At 63.0% G+C, this 20416-nt stretch carries 15 protein-coding genes and 1 pseudogene; 9 read left to right on the top strand and 7 right to left on the bottom strand.

Annotation, left to right across the window (positions count from 1 at the left end):
- Nucleotides 1–24 precede the first annotated feature (24 nt).
- Nucleotides 25–483 carry a hypothetical protein gene (locus tag JJC00_RS24640; protein ID WP_200468491.1) on the bottom strand — a complete coding sequence of 153 codons (459 nt, stop codon included), beginning with the start codon at nt 481–483 and terminating at the stop codon, nt 25–27.
- Nucleotides 484–751: 268 nt separating this feature from the next.
- The gene (locus JJC00_RS39005) at nt 752–2119 is read right to left on the bottom strand and encodes a DUF2486 family protein (RefSeq protein ID WP_246773898.1); all 1368 of its coding nucleotides are present in this window, start codon (nt 2117–2119) and stop codon (nt 752–754) included.
- A 398-nt stretch (nt 2120–2517) separates the two neighbouring features.
- On the opposite strand from JJC00_RS39005, the gene JJC00_RS24630 reads away from it, so the two are divergent.
- The gene (locus JJC00_RS24630) at nt 2518–3258 is read left to right on the top strand and encodes a hypothetical protein (RefSeq protein ID WP_200468489.1); all 741 of its coding nucleotides are present in this window, start codon (nt 2518–2520) and stop codon (nt 3256–3258) included.
- 656 nt (nt 3259–3914) lie between these two features.
- Entirely contained in the window at nt 3915–4871 is a 957-nt protein-coding gene (dusA, locus tag JJC00_RS24625) for a tRNA dihydrouridine(20/20a) synthase DusA (protein WP_246773897.1), read from the top strand.
- 167 nt (nt 4872–5038) lie between these two features.
- Here the strand turns inward: dusA and JJC00_RS24620 are convergent, their stop codons facing one another.
- From JJC00_RS24620 to JJC00_RS24600, 5 genes are all read right to left on the bottom strand, one after another.
- Nucleotides 5039–5593 (bottom strand): TIGR02281 family clan AA aspartic protease, encoded by a 555-nt coding sequence (locus JJC00_RS24620; RefSeq protein ID WP_200468487.1) that lies wholly within the window; start codon nt 5591–5593, stop codon nt 5039–5041.
- 28 nt (nt 5594–5621) lie between these two features.
- Nucleotides 5622–5825, bottom strand: a complete 204-nt coding sequence (locus JJC00_RS24615) for a DUF1289 domain-containing protein (protein ID WP_200468486.1) — start codon at nt 5823–5825, stop codon at nt 5622–5624.
- Between the two features lie 44 nt (nt 5826–5869).
- Nucleotides 5870–7465, bottom strand: a complete 1596-nt coding sequence (locus tag JJC00_RS24610) for a sensor histidine kinase (RefSeq protein WP_200468485.1) — start codon at nt 7463–7465, stop codon at nt 5870–5872.
- A gap of 142 nt (nt 7466–7607) precedes the next feature.
- Entirely contained in the window at nt 7608–8885 is a 1278-nt protein-coding gene (gene nhaD / locus JJC00_RS24605) for a sodium:proton antiporter NhaD (protein ID WP_200468484.1), read from the bottom strand.
- 22 nt (nt 8886–8907) lie between these two features.
- Nucleotides 8908–9780 carry an NAD(P)-dependent oxidoreductase gene (locus JJC00_RS24600; RefSeq protein ID WP_200468483.1) on the bottom strand — a complete coding sequence of 291 codons (873 nt, stop codon included), beginning with the start codon at nt 9778–9780 and terminating at the stop codon, nt 8908–8910.
- A 190-nt stretch (nt 9781–9970) separates the two neighbouring features.
- On the opposite strand from JJC00_RS24600, the pseudogene JJC00_RS24595 reads away from it, so the two are divergent.
- The 7 genes and pseudogenes from JJC00_RS24595 to JJC00_RS24565 all read left to right on the top strand — a co-directional run bounded on the left by JJC00_RS24595 (nt 9971) and on the right by JJC00_RS24565 (nt 20266).
- A pseudogene (locus JJC00_RS24595) lies at nt 9971–10409 on the top strand (VOC family protein).
- Nucleotides 10410–10462: 53 nt separating this feature from the next.
- Nucleotides 10463–11599 carry an Mrp/NBP35 family ATP-binding protein gene (locus tag JJC00_RS24590; RefSeq protein ID WP_200468482.1) on the top strand — a complete coding sequence of 379 codons (1137 nt, stop codon included), beginning with the start codon at nt 10463–10465 and terminating at the stop codon, nt 11597–11599.
- 193 nt (nt 11600–11792) lie between these two features.
- Nucleotides 11793–12884: a TRAP transporter substrate-binding protein gene (locus JJC00_RS24585; RefSeq protein WP_200468481.1), complete on the top strand. Its 1092-nt coding sequence runs from the start codon at nt 11793–11795 to the stop codon at nt 12882–12884.
- Nucleotides 12885–13387: 503 nt separating this feature from the next.
- Nucleotides 13388–13738, top strand: coding sequence for a YunG family protein (locus JJC00_RS24580; RefSeq protein WP_200468480.1), 351 nt, complete (start codon nt 13388–13390; stop codon nt 13736–13738).
- Nucleotides 13739–13972: 234 nt separating this feature from the next.
- Nucleotides 13973–15190, top strand: a complete 1218-nt coding sequence (locus JJC00_RS24575) for a CHAT domain-containing protein (RefSeq protein WP_200468479.1) — start codon at nt 13973–13975, stop codon at nt 15188–15190.
- A gap of 13 nt (nt 15191–15203) precedes the next feature.
- Nucleotides 15204–16823, top strand: coding sequence for a hypothetical protein (locus JJC00_RS24570; RefSeq protein WP_200468478.1), 1620 nt, complete (start codon nt 15204–15206; stop codon nt 16821–16823).
- 89 nt (nt 16824–16912) lie between these two features.
- A complete protein-coding gene (locus JJC00_RS24565) occupies nt 16913–20266 on the top strand; it encodes a CHAT domain-containing protein (protein WP_200468477.1) in 3354 nt (1117 codons plus the stop codon).
- Nucleotides 20267–20416 lie beyond the last annotated feature (150 nt).

Below are 20416 nucleotides of genomic sequence, written 5' to 3'. Positions count from 1 at the left end.
CCTGCCGGTCGGACGAGCCGACGGTCAGAACGTATCGAGATGGAAGTCCACTTCACCGCCGAGCGCGGCGTTGCCGTCTCCCCCGTTGCCGCCGATGCCGGCCACGACGTCCTGGTGCTGGTCCACCGCGACCTTGTTGATCTGGCTCGCATCGGTATTGGCGTAGACCTTGGAGGTATCGTAGCCGCTATAGGACTTCTGGCTTCCGTTCGACTCGGCGTCTCCGCCATGGGCCTTCGAAAACACCGATGCCTTGGCGTTGGCGCCGCCGGCATCCCAATCTGCCGTCTGTTTGACGCTGTCACCGGTGTTCACGTGCACGCTGGCGCCGTCCGCCTTGTTGGTCGGATCGAAGTTGACCGTCGGCTTGCTGATGATGGCTCCCTTGAAGGTGCCGTCCCCGCCGTTTCCGACGCTTTGACCGCCGGTGTTGATCGATTTGAATCCGATCGAGTCCGAGATGTTGATCGCTTTGGGCAACATTTGAGCCTCCGTGTTTCTGTTGGCTGTCGCGCAACATCCATCCCGATCAGGCGGACGCGCGCGGCAAGTCTGATCCGCTCGTGCGCGACGGCGATAGATGTCAAATCGGACACCATCCGGTCTGGTCGACCTACGTACGAAAGTATGACATTCGCCGCACGACACCGGAGCTTCAAACGTCAGGGGAGGGCGCCTCAGGGCGTGCTTGCATGCGCGAGCGTGTCGACCGAACTCACGATCGGGCTTGTCCGGGCGATGTGACGTTTCGCTATCCCATCAGGTGAAGATCCGACAGAAGATGGGCCGAAAGATCGCCGCCCAGTGCGAGATTGCCGTAACCGCCGTCGCCGCCGACACCGGCGATCTGGACCGCCCTCTGGTCGATGTGCACGTTGTTGACCTGATCGGCCACGGCCGTTGAATGGGGACCTGCAATCGCGATGTTGATGGGTGCATAGATCGCGACGCTGACATCGATCAGGCTGCCGGCAAAATAGCCGTTGCCGCCATTGCCTGCGGCGTTCGAACCGGTCGCGATCGTGTCGGAACCGCCCCACACCTGGGGGAGATGGCTGGCATGGCCGCCCGCCTCGGCGTTGCCGTTGCCGCCGTGCCCGCCAATGCCGGCGAGCTGAACGATGGATTGATCGACGTAGGCGTCATTGGTCTGGAGCGAATGAATGCTGGAGCCATAGCCCGCGACTGCGACGTTGATCGGGTCGTACACCACGACGGAGGAATGGACGAGACTCCCGTGGAGCGCGCCGTCGCCGCCATTGCCGGCCTGGCTTCCGCCGGATTGAACGTCCGCAACGCCCGTTCCGTTGCTTGATCCCCAGCTGGGGTCGAGCGTCATGACGCTGCCACCGGCGGCCACATTGCCGCTTCCGCCGCTGCCGCCGACGCCCGCGATCTGAATGGCCGATTGATCGATGTCGACCGTGTTCGATTGACTTGCCTGCGCGGTGCCGCCCGACCCCGCCATTGCAATATTGACCGGGTGATAGATCACCACAGGAGCGTCCACGATCGCACCCGAGAAATAACCGCTGCCGCCGTTTCCGGCGCTGTTGTCGCCGCTTGCGATCACGCCGGCGCCGAGGGACGTCCCGATGCTGCCTCCCGATGCAATGTTGTCACTGCCGCCATGGCCGCCGATGCCGGCCATCTGCAAGGCGGATTGATAGACATTCAGATTGTTGGACTGGCTGGCCAGGGCGACCGAGCCGTATCCCAGGCTCACCGAGATGTTGATCGGTTCATAGATCAGCAGGGACGCGTGAATGATCCCTCCATAAAAGTAGCCATCTCCGCCGTTCCCGGCCGTGTTCGCTCCGCTCTCGACCGTGCTCATCCCGGGATGGGATGCGTCGGAAGCGAGCCTGGCGGCGGGATGTTCGGATTGAACCGGGTCGGAGTCGTGATGCTGGATCTTCGCGCTCGCGGGGGGCGGTCCGGGATCTGCAAATTGGCCTGCGAACGGGCCGGGAGCATGGATCGGGGCGCCATCGCCGGGCGCGTCAGTCGGGAGCGGGGCGCTCGGCGTAAGGCCCGGTTCATCGTCGCCATCGTACCCATCGTGGTGATGAGAGGCGTGATGCAGCCGGATCCCATCCGACATCTGCGGAAAATTCATCGTAGCCTCCCTCATCGCAATCGCTCCGCGCAATCGGACGGCTTCTTGACTCCGGACAGAATGTCATCCTGGGAAAGTCGAAAGCCCAGTCGTCAGTTCGGATATAGCGCTTCGTCTGGCAGCCGTAACATCGGCTACATCCGTTCGGGTACAGTTCCAGCCTTTGCAGCTTTGCGCGGGCCGATGCTTGAAAGTGCGACCTTGAGGGGGTGGCGAAGATGGGCAATCGAACTGATGGGCCGGGTCGTCGCCCGGCTGCAGAACGGGTGCGGGATTCGCACCTGCATCTCGGGTCTGCGGCCATAATGAATCCACCGCGTCGCCGGATTTAAGTCGCATTGCGACCTAGGTCACGGCCAAAGCTCTTGCCTGGGCAGGGGCGCAACACCGGGGTTTCGATGTCCGGTCATTTGCGATTTTGTTTCGTAGCTATTGTGCTTCTTGCAGGTCTCTCGACGTCATCTGCGTCTTCGAACTCCCTTTCCGAATTCTTCAACGCCGGTCCCGCAACGGCCGCTGCGCCGGCTTCCGCGGAAGTGGAGTGCTCGACGCGGCCCGGCAAGTCGACCGCCGACGGCCAGCACTGGGTCTATCGGGTGGAAGGCCAGCGCCGATGTTGGTTTCAGGTCGCCGAAGGGACGGAGACGGCGAAGAAGCTGGTTCAGCATCGCAACGCCAAAGATCGTGTCGCCACGGCCGAAGAGAACAAGACCGCAGCGCGCAAGCGGAAGGCGGTAGCGGATGCGCGCGCGGAGCAGCCGCGCTCCGCACCGGAGGATACGTCTCGGCCGACCCCGTCCGCGCCTGTCCAGATGGTTGATGCCCGTCCCGTCCTTGCTACCAGGATCGCGCCCCGCGTGTCGCCGGCCCTTCTTCCCAAACGCGCGAACGACCGGCTCACGCCTGACGAGATCGCGCCACGCCAGGTTGACGTGGAGGCGCTGCTGGCGGCCGCACCGGCCGCCGATGACGTGGTTACCGCTTCGGCGACGCCGGTCGTCTTTTCCACTGCCGAGGCGGGCGATGACGGGTGGGGCTGGACCTGGCTTGGCATGCTGCTGATGGCTTTGGGGCTTGTCTCCGTCTTAAGCGCAAGCCGAACCATTCGGTGGGCCGTGCTGCTGTACGAGCTGAGGTGATCTTTCGTTTGCGAGGCTGCTGGTCAAAACGCGACCTCACGAGGAGGTGGGGCAAAGCGGCCATTCGGCCTGAACCGCACGTCTGGGATCGGCTCGGCGGCGACCTGAAAAGCTGAGACGACCTTTGGTTTAGGTCATTTCCGAACAAGAGTCAGGGCTCGATATAAGGTTGGCGACGGCGAGCCGTTGTTGTGCTCACGCACCGAACGGGTGTTCAGATGATCACTGTTGGAGCACACTTTATCGTCGTCCTGACGTCTGTTACCTTTAACGCGTTGTTGACATCTCTCGGCACGCCTCTGACGTCCGCTTTCGGAGATTGATCGGACTACGCCGCTTGTTGAATGGATGGTCTCGTTGGGGAGACTGTCACATCGCGAAGTGAGTATAATTGAGGCCGCTACGCTCCCGTGTTCAAAGAAGCTCTGAGTACTCTGCATGTGCACGCCTTGCTCTCGTGTGCGTGACGTGTGCACTGAGAATCCGAAGACGCGATTTCCGCTTCCAATCCGCACATATATGATCCTAGAAGAAGCAATCTTCGGAAGCGTGGTCGTACTGAATTCCTCTGTCGGTCCAATCACACATCGGATCGACTGGAGATCAAATAGATCAATTAAATGAATAACTTGCGGCGGAAGTTTTCTACAGCCCCCATGATGGATTGGACCGACCGGCATTGCCGGGTGTTCCACCGTCAACTGACGCGGCGGGGGTTGCTCTACACGGAGATGCTGACCACCGGCGCCATCATTCATGGCGATCGGGAGCGGCTGCTTGGGTTCGACGCGACTGAGCATCCGGTGGCGCTCCAGCTCGGTGGCTCGGATCCGCGTGACCTCGCTGAAGCCGCGCGGATTGGCGAGGGTCTTGGCTATGACGAGATCAATCTCAATGTCGGCTGCCCGTCCGATCGCGTGAAGGACGGACGCTTCGGCGCCTGTCTGATGGCGGAGCCGGAGCTCGTCGCGAGATGTGTCGCGGCGATGAAGCGCGCTGTCTCAATTCCCGTCACGGTGAAATGCCGCATTGGCATCGACGACCAGGATCCCGAAGTCGCGCTTGATACGCTGGCGCAGGCGGTGGTCGCCGCAGGCTGCGACGCGCTGATCGTGCACGCCCGGAAGGCCTGGCTGAACGGCCTGTCGCCGAAGGAGAACCGCGACATCCCGCCGCTCGATTATGATCGCGTCTATCGGCTCAAGCGCGCGATGCCGGATGTGCCTGTCATCATCAATGGCGGCGTTCCGAGTATCGAGGAGGCGGAAGCCCATCTTGCGCATGTCGACGGCGTGATGCTCGGCCGTGCCGCCTATCAGGAGCCGTGGCGGCTGCTCTCGGTCGATCCCGACCTGTTCGGCGAGGCGGCGCCGCATGCGACCATGCAGGACGCGATCGAGGCGATGATGCCCTATATCGAGGCGCAACTCGCGCGCGGCACGCGGCTGCATGCCATCACGCGTCACTTCGTTGGTGCGTTCCACGCCGTGCCCGGCGCGCGCGCCTTCCGCCGCCATCTCGCCGAGCACGGTGTGAAGCCGGGCGCCGGCGTCGACGTCTTGCGTGACGCGATCGCACGGGTTGGTGCGCTCACGCCGGCGGAGGCTGCCTAGTCACGACAAAAAGCCGGATCGCAGTATCCGACTCTCTCTCGATCACGCTCAGACCATTGGTTTGTAAATAGCGGGAACACCACAGCCGTGGTCGCTTGCGAATTCAATGGTTGGCTATGTGGTTGAAGTGGCCGTGCGCGGACGGAGAGCGCCGCCGCGGTTCGCCGTCAATCGACCGCCGTGCGCGAGCGGCGATGGCTGCTCTGGAGCTCCGGGTAGCCGGTGAGCATCAGCGTGTCGGACCGCACGCCCCAGCTCTCCAGGCGATCGAGGAAGCTCATGCCGAGCAGGTTGGTCTTCATCAAGCCGCGCGGCACGACGAGCGCCGGCACCGATTTCTCGACGAGATGGCCGACGGCGAGCCGGTCGATCGTGAGCCGCGCCGCCTTGGTGTGGCCGCCGGCGGTTTCGAGCTCGACGTCATATTCGAGCATCTCGAGCGGCAGCCCGATCGCCTTCGCGGTTTCCCAGGTCAGCACCACGGAGGTCGCGCCGGTATCGATCACCATCGGCGCGGCGACGCCATTGATCTTCGCACGCAGCGCGAACTCGCCGCCCTGGCCGCGCTGGATCTGCACGGCGGGGGCAGGCGTCGCCGTTTGCACGCGAAAAATGTGCGAGACCTTGTGGCTGGCGCGCGCGATCTGGTCGGGATCGCCATAGGCGACCACGGCGCCGGCCGTGCCGGCGAGCGTGATGAGAACGAGCAGGAAGCGGATCATCGCGCACCTCCGATGGCACGCAGGCCAGTCAGGCGCGTTTCGGCAATCCCCCGATCTGCTGCAGGCCGGCGTCCGCCATGCGTGCCGGTAACAACGCCATCACCGCGAGCCGTTCCGCGCTCTCCATCGCGTGCCAGCGCGCGATCTCCGGCAAGGTCCGGCCGCAGCCGAAGCACAGCTTGGTCTTGGGATCGATCATGCAGACGGCGACGCAAGGCGTTTCTTTGCTCATCGCAACATAGTGAAGGATTGGCGGGCGTGTCTGCAAGCATGTGTTTACGAGCCCGTGCCCGCGCTCATGATCGGCTTGTGGCGCGGCCGGCGTTTCTCGTCGGGCACCATGGAACTCTCCGGCTGGAGCGGCGGCGCTTCCTCCGACAGCGGCGCCAGCGCGCTCATCACGCGCTCCGGCGGGAAGGTGACGATCACCTCGGTGCCGATGCGCAGCTTCGACTTCAGCGTGAACGTGCCGCCATGCAGATCGATCAGGTTCTTGGCGATGGGCAGGCCGAGGCCCGCGCCCTGTTCGGCCGATTTGATCGAGTTGGAGCCTTGGCCGAACGAGGCGAGCACGACCGGGATCTCGTCCTCGGGGATGCCGGGACCGGAGTCCTTCACCGACAGATACTGACCGCCCGAAGCGGTCCAGCCGGCCTTGAGCCAGATCTCGCCGCCTTGCGGGGTGAACTTGATCGAATTGGAGAGCAGGTTGAGCACGACCTGGCGGATCGCGCGCTCGTCGGCCCAGAGCCGCGGCATGGCCTGCTCGAACACCTCGTGGATGGTGATGCCGCGGCTGGAGGCGCGCAGCTTCATCAGGTGATGGCAGTCGGCGACGATGCCGACCAGCGACACCGCTTCCTCGTTCAATTCGTAGCGGCCGGCCTCGATCCGCGACAGATCGAGGATCTCGTTGATGAGGTTGAGCAGGTGCACGCCGGAGTTATGGATATCCGCCGAATACTCCTTGTAGACCGGCACCGCATGCGCGCCAAAGATCTCGCTCTTCATCACCTCGGAGAAGCCGAGGATGGCGTTGAGCGGCGTGCGCAGCTCATGGCTCATCTGCGCGAGGAAGCGCGATTTGGCGACGTTGGCGGATTCGGCACGATGGCGCGCCTCGTCCGAGATTGCCTTGGCCTGTTCGAGCTCGCCGATCAGCGCGTCCTTCTCGGCGCGCGCCTCGAGCGTGGCGAAGGTCGAGGAATGCAAGCGGTGCGCCAGCAGCACGAAATAGCCTTCGGCCGCGAGTGCGAGCGCGGCCAGGATGTAATTGTCGAGCGAACCGCTCATCGCAAAGCTCAACGCCATTGCGACCGCAACCGGCGCGGTAGCGGCAAGCGCTGCGATCGGCAGATTGGCCGCAAGCATGCTCGACACTGCGATTACCAGCAGCATCAGGAACATCATCAGCGTTTCCGTGACCATGTCGAGCACGGGATGAATCAGGATCGCCATCCAGCAGAGGCCGTAGAGCAGATCGAGCACGACAAAGCGTGTCCGCCAGGCGCGCGTCGCCGCAGGTGAGGCAGGCTCGGCCAGGAAGCGGCGGCAGCTGCGGATCATCGCCGCGTGAAGGCAAATCGTGCCGGCGGTCCAGGCCGCGGCCGGGATCGGCTGCATCCACAGCCCGAACAGCACGCCGGTGGCGACCACCAGCAGCATCACGACATAGGAGGCGGACAGCCGCGTCTGAGCATATTGGCGCAGCATCTCGGCGTCGAAGGCCGGTCGGGTTCCGCTGGTCGACGTTAACTTGTCGCGCGCCTCGCGCACCCGCTGCGACGCAGCCCTTCGGCTGCTCGCCGATGGAGGGCTGACCGGCTCGGCCGGAAGCTGCACTACCTCAGGCTTTTCAGCGGGGTTACTCATCAAGCAACAACGATTCCTGCCCACGTCGGACGTGGGCCTTCTGCATTGTCTATCTCTGGCAAGAAATCCTTAAGAGGTGACTTAAGGAGCTAAAGAATTACGTTAACCGGGCGTTAATTTGTATCCCGGTAACCCGCCGCGCTCAGTGCAACCAGGCATGTTGTGCGACATAAACCACGGCGCCGGCCAGATAGCCCGCAAGTGCGGGGACGGCGATGCGGCGGGCGTACCACAGGAACTCGATCCGCTCGAGCCCCATGGCGGCGACGCCCGCGGCCGAGCCGATGATCAGGATGGAGCCGCCGGTGCCGGCGCAATAGGCGATGAACTCCCAGAGGAAGCTGTCCGGTGGGTAGTGGCCGAGGTCGTACATACCCATGGTCGCTGCGACCAGCGGCACGTTGTCGATGATCGCGCTGAGCAGGCCGAGCACGACGACGATAACGTCCTGGCGGCCGATGGTCGTCTCCAGCCATCGGGCCAGCATCGTCAGGAGACCGGCATGTTCGAGGCAGGCGACCGCCAGCAGAATGCCGACGAAGAACACGATCGAGCCCATGTCGATCCGGGTCAGCGCATGCGCGAGTGAGAGGGGACGGCGCACGTGCTCGTCCTTGTCACGATGAACGATTTCGCCGGCCAGCCACACGATGCCGAGACCGAACAGCACGCCCATGAAGGGCGGCAGGTGCGTGACCGTCTTGAAGGCCGGCACCGCAATCAGCACGCCGAGCCCGAGACAGAACATCAGATTGCGCTCGAACCGGTCGACCGCAAGCAATCCGGTGTCCCTCGGTGGTGCGGCGATGGTCTTGCCCCTGAGCGACAGGCTGATGAAAGCCAGCGGCACCAGCAGATTGACGAGCGAGGGCAGGAACACCGCGCGCATGATGTTCAATGGCGTGATCTGTCCGCCGATCCAGAGCATGGTCGTGGTGACGTCGCCGATCACGGTCCATGCGCCGCCGGCATTGGCGGCGATGACGATGAGGGAGGCGAACAGCAGGCGGTCGTCGTGCCTGGCGATGAGACGCTGGATCAGCGAGACCATGACGATGGTCGTGGTCAGATTGTCCAGGATCGCGCTCAGGAAGAACGCCACGAAACCGACCAGCCACAAGAGTGTGCCCTGGCTCGTGGTGTTGATGCGCGAGGTGATGACCTCGAAGCCGTCATGGGCGTCGATCACCTCCACGATGGTCATGGCCCCGATCAGGAAGAACACGATCTGCGCGGTGGAGGCGACGGATTCGTCAAGCTGATGACTGACCAGCGTGTGATCGTCGATCGTGATCGCGTAGATCGTCCAGAGCACGCCCGCGCCGAGCAGCGCGGAGGCGCTCTTGTTGACCCCGATGGGGTGTTCGAGCGCGATCGCCGCATAGGCCAGAACGAAGATGACGGCGATCGCGATCAGCAAGGTGGGGTCAGTCCGTCAAGTGTCAGCGATTGAGGCGCGCGAGCAGGCTCGACGTATCCCAGCGCTTGCCGCCCATCTTCTCGACCTCGGCGTAGAACTGGTCGACCAGCGCGGTGACAGGCAGATTGGCGCCGTTGCGGCGGGCCTCAGCCAGCGAGATCGAAAGATCCTTGCGCATCCATTCGACCGCGAAGCCGAAATCATACTTGTCGTCGTTCATGGTCTTGTAGCGGTTCTCCATCTGCCAGGACTGCGCCGCGCCCTTGGAGATGGTCTCGATCACGGCGGCGACGTCGAGGCCGCTCCTCTTGGCGAAGTGGATACCCTCGGAGAGGCCCTGCACGAGGCCGGCGATGCAGATCTGGTTGACCATCTTGGTCAGCTGGCCGGAGCCGGCGGGCCCGAGCAGTTTGCACATCCGCGCATAGGCGCCCGTGATGATCGGCTCGGCGCCGGCATAGGCGTCCTGCGTGCCGCCGCACATCACCGTCAGCACGCCGTTCTCGGCGCCGGCCTGGCCGCCGGAGACGGGCGCGTCGATGAACTTGAAGTCGGCCTTGGTCGCGGCCGCGTCGAGCTCGCGCGCGACTTCGGCGGAAGCGGTGGTGTGATCGACGAAGGTTGCGCCCTTCTTCATGCCGGCAAAGGCGCCGTCGGCGCCGATCGTGACCGCGCGCAGGTCATTGTCGTTGCCGACGCAGCACATCACGAAATCCTGGCCTTCGGCCGCGGCCTTCGGGGTCGCCGCGGTCTTGCCGCCGAACTTGTCCGCCCACTCCTTCGCCTTGGCGGCGGTGCGGTTGTAGACGGTGACCTCATGGCCCCCTTTTTTCACGAGGTGTCCGGCCATGGGGAAGCCCATCACGCCGAGACCGAGGAAAGCGACTTTAGCCATGTGTGTGTCCGTAGCTTGAGTTTTACGGTTGCAGCCGGGCGAGGGGCGCCAGCCGGGGTCCTGAGGTTCCGCCTGAGGGGCGGAGCGGGTGCACCATAAACCCTTGCAGCCGGAGGGCAACGGCTTCGTTTGGCGGGCTCCTGTGCTAGGATGGCGGACCTCAAGAACTTCAAAACAAGGGAGCGAAGGCATGGGCGGCGTGAGCGTTGGCGTCCTCGATCATTTCAACATCCGGACCCGGAATCTGGCCGAGACGGTCCGCTTCTACGAGGACGTGCTGGGCCTGGAAAAAGGCGCCCGGCCGAATTTCGCCTTCCCGGGGGCCTGGATGTACAGCGACGGCAAGCCGGTGGTGCACCTCGTCGATATTTCTCCGACCTCGGAGCCACAAAAGCCGGATTCCGGCGTTGTCCACCACGTCGCCTTCGTCAGCCGCGGCTTCGACGGCATGAAGCAGCGCCTGGCTTCAAAAGGCATGAAATTCGACTCCCGCCAGGTGCCCGGCGGGGACCTCTGGCAGATCTTCGTCCACGACCCCAACGGGGTCATGATCGAGCTCAATTACGAGGCGGCCCAGGAGCAGGGGGGCAGCGCCTGCCGAGATGGCTGACGATATCGGCAAGCAGTAGCCTTTTGGCCGTTTCCGCTCTAATGGGGCATCTTGAACTTTAGGAGATGCGCTTTGAGCGTGACGCAGCAACAGGTTCTCGACAGCCTCGCCAAAATCAAGTCGCCCCGCGGGGTCGCGCTCACCAATGCCAATGTGCTGAGCGCGATCAGCGCGTCCGACGGCAAGGTGTTCTTCTCGATCAATGTCGATGCCGCCGAGGCGCGGGCTTGGGAATCCGTCCGTGCCGAAGCCGAGGCCGCCGTGCGCGGCATTCCCGGCGTCACCACCGTGTTGGTGGCGCTGACCGCCGAGCGCAAGGCGGGCGCCGCACCGCCGCCGCCCCCACAGCCGAGCCGTGGCACGCCCGGCGTGCAGCCGGTCCATGCCCACAAACCGCCGCAGGGTGGCCAATCGCCGATGGCGCGGCAGGCCGAGATTCCGGGCGTCGCCGCCGTGATCGCGGTCGCTTCCGGCAAGGGCGGCGTCGGCAAATCGACCACCGCACTCAATCTGGCACTCGGCTTGCGCGACCTCGGCCTCAAGGTCGGGCTGCTCGATGCCGACATCTACGGCCCCTCGGTGCCGCGGCTGACCGGTCTGCGCCAGAAGCCGGAGCTGGACGGCGAGCGAAAAATGATTCCGCTCCGGCGTTTCGGCCTCGCCATCATGTCGATCGGCTTCCTGGTCGAGGAAGAGACCGCGATGATCTGGCGCGGCCCGATGGTGATGTCGGCGGTGACGCAGATGCTGCGCGACGTGGTGTGGGGCACGCTCGACGTGCTCGTCGTCGACATGCCGCCGGGCACCGGCGACGCCCAGCTCACGCTGGCGCAGAACGTGCCGCTGAAGGGCGCCGTGATCGTCTCGACCCCGCAGGACCTGTCGCTGATCGACGCACGACGCGGGCTTGCGATGTTCAAGAAGGTCAACGTCCCCGTGCTCGGCATCGTCGAGAACATGAGCTACTTCCAGTGCCCGCATTGCGGCACGAAATCCGACATCTTCGGTCATGGCGGGGCGCGCCACGAGGCCGAGAAGCTCGGGGTACCGTTCCTGGGCGAAATCCCGCTGCACATGGCGATTCGCGCCACTTCGGATGCCGGCAATCCCGTCGTGGACAGCGAGCCGGACGGACCCCATGCGGCGATCTATCGCGCCATTGCGGGACAGGTCCGGGACCAGCTCAAGGGCGTTATTGCCGCGGCCTGAGCGCGTCTCCGGGGACATGCGACTTTCGTAGAGCCCCGTCATGCCATTGTCGCGTTCCGCGCGCGGAGCTTCCGTGTTAAAGGCCCACGGCAGTCAAGCCCCACCGGTTCGACACCGCCCAAAGCGCGTCGCCGGAATGAGCGGCAGCAAAGAGGAAGTTCGGGGAAACACCCCAGCAAGGAGAGACCTGAAGATGAAGCGTCGTGATTTCCTGAAAGTGTCGGCAGCAGGTGCGGCGGCAACCGCCGCGGTGGCCTCGCCGGCGATTGCGCAGTCCTCGCCCGAGATCAAGTGGCGCATGACTTCGAGCTTCCCGAAGTCGCTCGATACCATCTATGGCGGCGGCGAGCAGGTGGCGAAGTACGTCGCCGAGATGACCGACAACAAGTTCCAGATCCAGGTGTTCGCCGCCGGCGAAATCGTTCCCGGCCTGCAGGCGCTCGATGCGACCTCGAACGGCACGGTCGAGATGTGCCACACCGTGTCGTACTACTACGTCGGCAAGGACCCGACCTGGGCGATCTACGCCTCGGTGCCGTTCGGTCTCAACGCGCGCCAGCAGAACTCCTGGTGGTACCAGGGCGGCGGCGAGCAGCTCGGCAATGATTTCTTCAAGAAGTCGAACGTGATCGGCTTCCCCTGCGGCAACACCGGCACCCAGATGGGCGGCTGGTTCCGCAAGGAGATCAAGACCGTTGCGGATCTCTCGGGCCTCAAGATGCGTATCGGCGGCATCGCCGGCCAGGTGCTCCAGAAGGTCGGCGTGGTGCCGCAGCAGCTCGCCGGCGGCGACATCTATCCGGCGCTGGAAAAGGGCACCATCGACGCGGCCGAGTGGGTCGGCCCGTACGATGACGAGAAGCTCGGCTTCGCCAAGGTCGCGAAGTACTACTACTATCCTGGCTTCTGGGAAGGTGGCCCGACGGTCCATGCCTTCACCAATCTGGACAAGTGGAATTCGCTGCCGAAGAACTACCAGGCGATCCTCACCAACGCGATGGCCAATGCCAACACCTGGATGGCCGCGCGCTACGACATGCAGAACCCGTCGGCGCTGAAGCGTCTGGTCGCGGGCGGCACCCAGCTCCGTCCCTTCACCAACGAAGTGCTCGAGGCCTGCCTCAAGGCGACCAACGAGCTGTGGGCGGAGATCTCGGCCAAGAACGCCGATTTCAAGAAGTCGATCGACGCCATGCAGGCCTACCGCTCCGACGAATATCTGTGGTGGCAGGTCGCCGAATACACCTACGACAGCTTCATGATCCGCTCGCGCACCCGCGGCTGATCGCACGCTTCAGTCGTAAGACCACATGGCCCGGTCTCGTTCGCGAGGCCGGGCTTTTTCTTTGGCGGCGTATCGGGCGCCAACCAGAATCCGCAAAACAACCCCATGCACAGTAGAAATGGGGTGAGGGCGCGTTGCTCGGTGGATGCTGCCAACAGCTTGACGGGCTGGGGCAAATCAGCGGGAAGCGGCAATCACCGCTCAGCTGGAGTTGTCACGTCGATTCACCGGCGAGCATCCGCAGATGACATCGTCATTTGGCGCGCCTCTGCTCCCACATCGTCCTTGCGAGGAGCCCTTGCGACGAAGCAATCCAGACTGCCTTCGCGGAAAGATTCTGGATTGCTTCGCTACGCTCGCAATGACGAGCGGATGGAGTTGGGCAGCCTCGTCGCTTCGCAATCGCTGTTCAAAGTCCGTTTGACACGTCGGGCAAAACAGTGGCACAAAGCGATCATCGCTTAATCCGAATTCTCCATCATGCGGCGATCCCTGGAGGAACGATGAGCTTCGATCCCGATGAGGTTCAGCGCGCGCTTCGCAAGGCGTGGTCGTTGTCGACGGCCGGCCAATGGACGGCGAACAATCCTGCGGCGGGGCAATGCAACGTCACATCGCTGCTCATTCACGACCTCTTCGGCGGCGAGTTACTGAAGACGCCTCTGCCGGCCGGCGACCATTTCTACAATCGGATCGGAGGCCGCAGGTATGACTTCACGGCGAGCCAGTTCGATCAGCCAATCGTCTACATGGATCTGCCGGCAAATCGCGTCGACGCGGAGCAGGGAGCGACGCACGACGAACTGGCTGAGCTCAGGGCCGCGTTTCAGGAACACCGTACCAAGTTGGGTTAGTCAGCCGAATGCGAGGTGTGAAGCGGTTCACAGTCGCGTCGGGGAAATCGCGCTAGAACACTCCGGGCCGCCGGCAACTTTCGCCGATTGGACCGATCGCCGCGCCGCCGTGACGACCATGCGATTGGAATTCAACCCCGGCGTGCCATCCAAGGTGATGGCGGACTGAACAGACAGAGTAGGCGTGCTTTTTGTGCCGGCATGTGCGCGGCTGAGGGTTGCGTCGTGGCTAAGGTGGTTTTCAATCTGACCATTGAAGATTGTGGCGAAAGTCATTGCCGCATCGTCGCGGAATACAATTCGTCGAGCTGCGAGATCGAAGTCGAGAAGCTCAAGCCGAGTTTTCGTCAGAACCTGAGGCCGTTGCAGGAAGCGATCCTGCAGTGCTCTGCCGCGCGCAGCGTCGAGGTGCCGCCACGCCCGCGACACGAGAATGCGCCTGCGGCCAATGGCGATGATGAAGCAAGACCCGCGACCCGTGACGCCGCCGGGAGTCTGGCTTCGGGCTCGGACGAACGGATCGTACAGGAGATCGGTTCGCAACTCTTCGATTTCATTTTTCAGCGAAAGATCCTCGAACTCTATCAAGAATGTTTCCAGGCGGCGCGGAGAGACGATGAGCCGTTCCTGATCCGCTTGCGGGTCAGCGACCCCGCGCTCGCCTACGTGCCCTGGGAAACGATGTATGACAAGAAGAACCGCTTCTATGTGACGACCTCCCAGAGCACGCCGTTTACCCGCGCCGTCGACGATTACGGTGAGGAACGCCGGATGTGCGCGGCAAGGCCGATACGAGTGTTGGGTATGGCCGCGCGAGTCAAGGTCTTGAACGGATTTGCGCTCGACGAGATCGAGGTCGACGCCGAGCAGGTCGCGATCAAGAAAGCGCTGGCCGAGTTGAATGACAGCAAGAGACTGAAACTGTCCTGGATCCCCTCGGCAAAGGCACGCGATCTCAATCGCCGTTTCTTGAGAGGAGACGAGGGCAAGCGATGGGACCTGTTTCATTTCATCGGTCACGGCGGACACGATCCTGACCGGCAAATGGGCTTCATCGTGGTTCAGGAGGAGGGCGGATCGAGGGGCGCCAGACTTTATGCCGACGCGCTGAGAATGTTCCTCACCCAGCCCGGCCAAACGCCAAGTCTCGTCGTCCTGAACTCCTGCAGCGGAGCGCAAGCCGAGGGCTCTCTGTTCTCCAGCACCGCTGCCGAGCTCATTCAGGGCGGCGTTCCGGCAGTGATCGCCATGCAGTTCGAAATCAGCGACAATATGGGCCTCGCGTTTGCCGATACGTTCTACACCTATCTCGCCGACAACGTATCGATACAGGCCGCGCTGGCGCATACCCGGGCCGAATTGAAGGCGCGGCAGTTCGCCGAATGGATTTCGCCGGTTCTGTACATGCGCGGCCTCGACGGAGAAATTTTCGTGGACCGAGCTGGATCATAGCGAGTTTTCATCAATGTACGGCCTTGACCCGTCCGTCGTTGCTCTCTGTCTCGGTGCGGTTGCGATCTGCATCGTCAGCGCGATCGACTTTCACGCGCCCTTCGACATCACGGACATTCGCTATGCCGTGATGCGCGATCGTTATTATTTCGCGGTGATCGCCTATGTCACGATCGCCGTGGTCTTCTATGTATTTCTCGTGAGCCAAATCCACTGGCTGATGAATCATCTCTATCCGACGCGCGGAGCCGGATTTCTCGTTGCCATACCCGCGACGATCGCATTCATGGTGCTGGCGCCTCACCTGCCTCTTCTTTGCCGGCTGATCAAGTTTCTGCGGACCATGATGCAGACACTGGCGCGTTATCCCCAGGTCGTGGAAACCTTGACTGCGGCTATCGCGCGGTCGCCGATCAGGGTGACGGAGCGGGCAAGGCCGGAGTTACAGCGAGAGCTCGAAGGATATGGCGTTCCCACCAGGGTGATCGAGAAGGCGCTCGGCGACGGCGACGAGGTGCTCGCCGCAGGCGCGGCGACCATGATCAAACAGGTCGCATCTCTCCACACCAGTTTCGCCGAGTTGCGCGGCAACAGGCGTTTCGAGAGGTTTTTCCGCGCGCGGAAAGCCGCCTTCGACGAGCTGGAGAGGCAATATCGGCGAATGCTGCGGCGCTCGGCCCGGGCACTCCTGCTGACGGAAGACATCATGGTGTCGGACGTCGATGCGCAGGAGCTGGTGTTCGGGAGTTCCGACTTTATCGCGGAAGAATGCGAGGACTTGCGGGTGGCGTACCAGCGCCGATTGGCCGAGGCGGCACTGTCGGTCGTCGACAGGCGCGACTCCCGTATCGAGCTGATTGCGAGTTTCGGGTATCAGATCGTTCTTCCCCAGCCGCTGCCGTTTGCGCCTCTCCTGATCATCTTTATCCTCGACTTCGTGGTCTCTGTCGCACCGTTGTTCTTTCTGCACCTGCCGAAGAATTTCGAAGTTGGTTCGTTGGCAGGAGGCCTCTCCTCACTTGCGCACGCGGTAGCCCTGACGATCTCGATCTTCTTTGCGATCTATCCGAAGGTTTCGACAAATTTTGCGCGCCCCTCGCTGTACGCCTTGCCCTGGCGCTCTTACGTGGTCTTTGGGGGGCTTTCCTATCTGGCGGGCAACTTTGTACTTTTCATAACATACAGCACCATTCCGATAGCGGAGGGCTGGCTGGCAAAAAGTCATCCGTTCGCGGCGAGCTCGCTGTTTTCGCTGATTTTCCTCGTCAATACGCTGGTCCTGAGCATTCTTCTCGACGTGCGGCTGAGGGCCGACAGACTAGACTATCACGAGGCGAGGCTTTGGGACGGCGCGACCCATGCGGTGGTCATGGCGTCCGTCATGCTCAGCCTTCTTGTTGGCTTCATATTGGTGACCAGCGGCTACGGTCTGGAAATTCCGGCCATTCCCCTGCGGGTCTACGCTCTCGTCGTCGCTAGTTTCGGCGTGCTTGGCTTCGTCATGGGATACCTCGTGCCGTCGACAGCGGAAGCCTACATCGAATCCAACAAGGTCATCCGGAAGTCGTCGGCACTTGATGGCAATTTGCTCGGTTGGGCGGCGCCGGCGTCCCAGCCCGTCGTCAAACCTTGAACTCGCGCTGACGGAGGGGGACGCGGAAGCGCACCCCCGGTGGCAGCAGAGGAACTGAAGAAAAGGGTCGTCTGAACAGGGGCGAAGACATGGCTGCACTCGAAGTGGCGAACGGGATCGTGGTTCGAGGTCCTGACGATGTCGAGGTCCGGGTTGTTCGCGACGGTCCTGTGCGCCGGGGATTTCGCCGTGGAGCCGCCAGCCAGATGAGCGGCACCGATCATCTCAGGAGGGCGTTGTCCGCGTCCGACTTCACCATAGCGGCCGAAGTCGAAATGGTGCCGACGCGCCCCGGTACGCGTGCCCTGCGACGGGACCCGCAGTCGCCCACGCAGATCGAGGTTGAAGTCGGCCCGTCTGAAAGGGCGATGGTCCTGATCGAGGGCGCAGGCGGTGTCTATGCCTGGACCTATCCAGAGCAGGCCGCCCGTCCATCAAGGCAGCGCGGCGGCGCGCAAGTGCTGGTGTTCCCGCTGACGGCCGCGACGAGTGGCCCGGCGCGCGGAGTGTCCACCGCGAGCGGCAAGCGCAGTCCCGTTCTCGACTGGGTTTCCGACAAACTGATCGATCCAGTCCGCGCCTATGTTCTGAAGTTTGTCGCCAGAACGGCCATCGATGTGGCGACCGATTGTATCGAGGGAGACAGGGAAGAGGGCATCGTGACGATGGCCGGCCTTGATCCGTCAGCATGGGCACCGGCTCGGCCGGTGCGGCCTCCATTGCCGCAAGGCCGCCCGCTGAAGATCTTGCTCATGGTGCACGGCACGTTCTCGTCGACCGCGAGCGGCTTCGCACAGCTTGCCGGCTCTGCGAGCGGGCTGGCGTTTCTTTCAAAGGCATACGAGCAGTACGACGCCGTGCTCGGCTTCGATCACAAGACGCTGACCGCAACTCCCGGCGAAAATGCGATCGCCTTCGTTGCCGCGCTGCAGGCGCTCGGCATTCCCGAGGACTCCTCGATCGACGCTGTCATGCACAGCCGTGGCGGACTGGTCTATCGCGTGGTCGAAAATCTGTTGGCAGACAAGCGGCCGGACATCCGGTTTCGCAAGGCCATCTTTGTCGGCTGCACCAATGCCGGAACGCACCTGGCCGAGCCCGAGAACTGGGCGGCGATGATCGATCTCTATACCAACGGGATCATGGCCGGCGTCCGGGCGGTTTCGTACCTGGCGGGCGGCGCAGCGCTGAGCCCCATCGTGTCGCAAGGGATCAAGACTGTCGGCCGCTTCGTCCAGGCATTTTCCGAGGTCGCGATCGACGAGCACCGGGTGCCTGGACTTGCCGCCATGCGGCCCACAAGCGATCTCGTCAGGGCGTTGAACGGAGCGACCGGTCCTCTCGAGCGGCTCGCGGCATACTATGCGATCACGTCGAATTTCGTCGCGCAGGTCGCACCCGGCAAGGGCGTGACGAAGGAGCTTGCCGAGTTCATAGCCGATCGCGTGACAAATCGCCTGTTCCAGCTCGAAAACGATCTGGTGGTCGACACGGCGTCGATGACCTCATTCGGAAGCCGCAGCTCGCGCCTCGCGGACAACGCGACATTTGCCTTCGGCAATACGGACGACGTCTTTCATACCACGTATTTCGCGACAGATATCGTTCCGTCGAAATTGAGTGAGTGGCTGGGTTTTGGCACGCCTCGTCTTGACGGAGCCCAGGAGCAAATCAACCTGGGGCAGGCGCCGCGGCGATCGAGGCGGGGAGCGGCGCCCATTGTCGAAAGCTCGCCTGAATCCAATTCGGCCGCTCACGATGTGGCGAACTCCGGATCCGGCTCCATTTCGGACACGCTGACGGCACGACGGACGCGGACGCGTTCCGTTCCTTCGGCCGAGCCGACCGGGCTAAAGGAGGCGCCTGCCGCCGCTGAGGCGCCACCCTCGGCATCGACGTCCCCCGGTTCAAGAACGGCTGCTTGCTACTTTGCGGCGGAGATCGAGTCTCATCCGCCGCCGAAGAAGCCGGTCCCGCTGTTCGTCACGGTCTCCCGTCAGAAGATTCAAGCCGCGGACGGCCCGGGCTCGGTCGCTTCGGATGCGCCGGTCAACGTCGATACGGCACGCGCCATCGTTGTCGAAGTCATCGCGCGCAAGAATTGCCGGGTTATCGGTGAAACCAGCGCCGAGATCGATATGCCGCGGGATCAAAGGGCGGAGGCGCTGCGTTTCGTCGTGGAAGGAGCCGCGGAAGGCGCGGCGGACATCCTGGTCGAAGCAAGGCAGGGCCCTCGCATTCTCGCGTCATTTGCCTTGGCCCCCGTGTTCGTCGATGCAGACAGCAAGACCTTGCGCCGGAGCCAGGTCGGATTGGCGATGGCAGCGTCTCCGGGCGAGCCGGCGGTGCTGCGGATCTATGAGATCGTGGAGAGCGGCAAGGTGACGCTGCGCTTCGATCTTGCCTGCGTCGATCCGAATATCGCGGTTTCGGAGTCGCGCACCCTACCCGGAGGGTTCTCCCGCGATGTCTATGTTGCGGAAATCTTCAAGGGGATCGAGAGCTCGTGGCTCGCAACGAACCGGTTGTATGACCAGTTTTTATCGCGCTTGCAGGCAAACGGGATTGTCATGGCAAACGAGTTGTTGCCGGACAAGGTCCGCGAAGCGTTGTGGACCCACCACGACGCGATCCGCGCGATCCAGGTCATCTCGGAGGAGCCGTTCATTCCGTGGGAGCTGCTCTACATCAATGATCGAAAGTCCGGACTGGACGGGAAGGGCTTCCTCTCGGAATGGGGGCTGGTCCGCTGGCTGCACAGCACGCCATGGCCTGGTCAGCACCTAGCCATGCGCAATGATCGCATTAACTACGTGATCCCTGCGTATCTCGATCCCGGCCTGCGACTCGAAGGCGCCGATGCCGAACGTCAGATGCTGGCCAAGCTCTTCGGCAGTCCGCGCGAGGTCACACCCGACAGCATTTCAGTGACCCGCTTTCTCCAGAAGGACGCCAGGGAATGCGACGTCCTGCACTTCGCCTGCCACGGGGAGGCGGCGCAGCGGGCGGTGATGACGGCCGACCTGCTGATGACGGGCACAAACGTGGACGGCAATTTTGCGCAGGACTCGCTATCGGCGGATCAGGTCAAGGCCTTTGCCCGCTTCGCGGACAATGGACCGAATTCAATCGTCTTCATCAATGCCTGTCAGACCGGGCGCGTGGGACGCGGCATCGGGGGAGGCGTCGCCGGCTTTGTCGATGCATTCCTGCGGCCGTACTCCGAACTCGGCGCGGGCGCACTGGTCGGAGCGCTTTGGTCGGTCGACGACAAACTCGCCTACAGTTTTGCCGAGGCGTTTTACCGGTCGCTTCAGGAAGGTAATACGTTAGTGGATGCGGTCCGAACCGCGCGTGAGGCAGCCAGGAGCCGGAAAGAACTGACTTGGCTGGCCTATTCCGTGTACGGTAACCCTTTCGCGCGCGCCTCTGATATCACCTAGATTGAACCGGGATTCATGCCGTTCTCCTGCCCCAAGGGGAGCGGGGGCTTTTTCTTTGCCGCAGTGCGATCACGATGGCATTCGCCAGGTCGTTGCGCCATGCTGCCCTCAAGCCTCGACAAGAAGGCCCACAATCATCATCCATCAGGG

Source organism: Bradyrhizobium diazoefficiens, from assembly GCF_016616885.1.
GTDB lineage: Bacteria > Pseudomonadota > Alphaproteobacteria > Rhizobiales > Xanthobacteraceae > Bradyrhizobium > Bradyrhizobium diazoefficiens_F.
This window is presented reverse-complemented; position numbering and strand designations above follow the sequence as displayed.

Excerpts from the sequence above, each read along its gene's own strand:
- JJC00_RS24615 (WP_200468486.1), bottom strand. The coding sequence starts at position 5,825 with ATGAGCAAAGAAACGCCTTGCGTCGCCGTCTGCATGATCGATCCCAAG.
- JJC00_RS24585 (WP_200468481.1), top strand. The coding sequence starts at position 11,793 with ATGAAGCGTCGTGATTTCCTGAAAGTGTCGGCAGCAGGTGCGGCGGCA.
- JJC00_RS24600 (WP_200468483.1), bottom strand. The coding sequence starts at position 9,780 with ATGGCTAAAGTCGCTTTCCTCGGTCTCGGCGTGATGGGCTTCCCCATG.
- JJC00_RS24565 (WP_200468477.1), top strand. The coding sequence starts at position 16,913 with ATGGCTGCACTCGAAGTGGCGAACGGGATCGTGGTTCGAGGTCCTGAC.
- JJC00_RS24570 (WP_200468478.1), top strand. The coding sequence starts at position 15,204 with ATGTACGGCCTTGACCCGTCCGTCGTTGCTCTCTGTCTCGGTGCGGTT.
- JJC00_RS24640 (WP_200468491.1), bottom strand. The coding sequence starts at position 483 with ATGTTGCCCAAAGCGATCAACATCTCGGACTCGATCGGATTCAAATCG.
- JJC00_RS24610 (WP_200468485.1), bottom strand. The coding sequence starts at position 7,465 with ATGAGTAACCCCGCTGAAAAGCCTGAGGTAGTGCAGCTTCCGGCCGAG.
- JJC00_RS39005 (WP_246773898.1), bottom strand. The coding sequence starts at position 2,119 with ATGAATTTTCCGCAGATGTCGGATGGGATCCGGCTGCATCACGCCTCT.
- JJC00_RS24630 (WP_200468489.1), top strand. The coding sequence starts at position 2,518 with ATGTCCGGTCATTTGCGATTTTGTTTCGTAGCTATTGTGCTTCTTGCA.
- dusA (WP_246773897.1), top strand. The coding sequence starts at position 3,915 with ATGATGGATTGGACCGACCGGCATTGCCGGGTGTTCCACCGTCAACTG.
- JJC00_RS24620 (WP_200468487.1), bottom strand. The coding sequence starts at position 5,593 with ATGATCCGCTTCCTGCTCGTTCTCATCACGCTCGCCGGCACGGCCGGC.
- JJC00_RS24580 (WP_200468480.1), top strand. The coding sequence starts at position 13,388 with ATGAGCTTCGATCCCGATGAGGTTCAGCGCGCGCTTCGCAAGGCGTGG.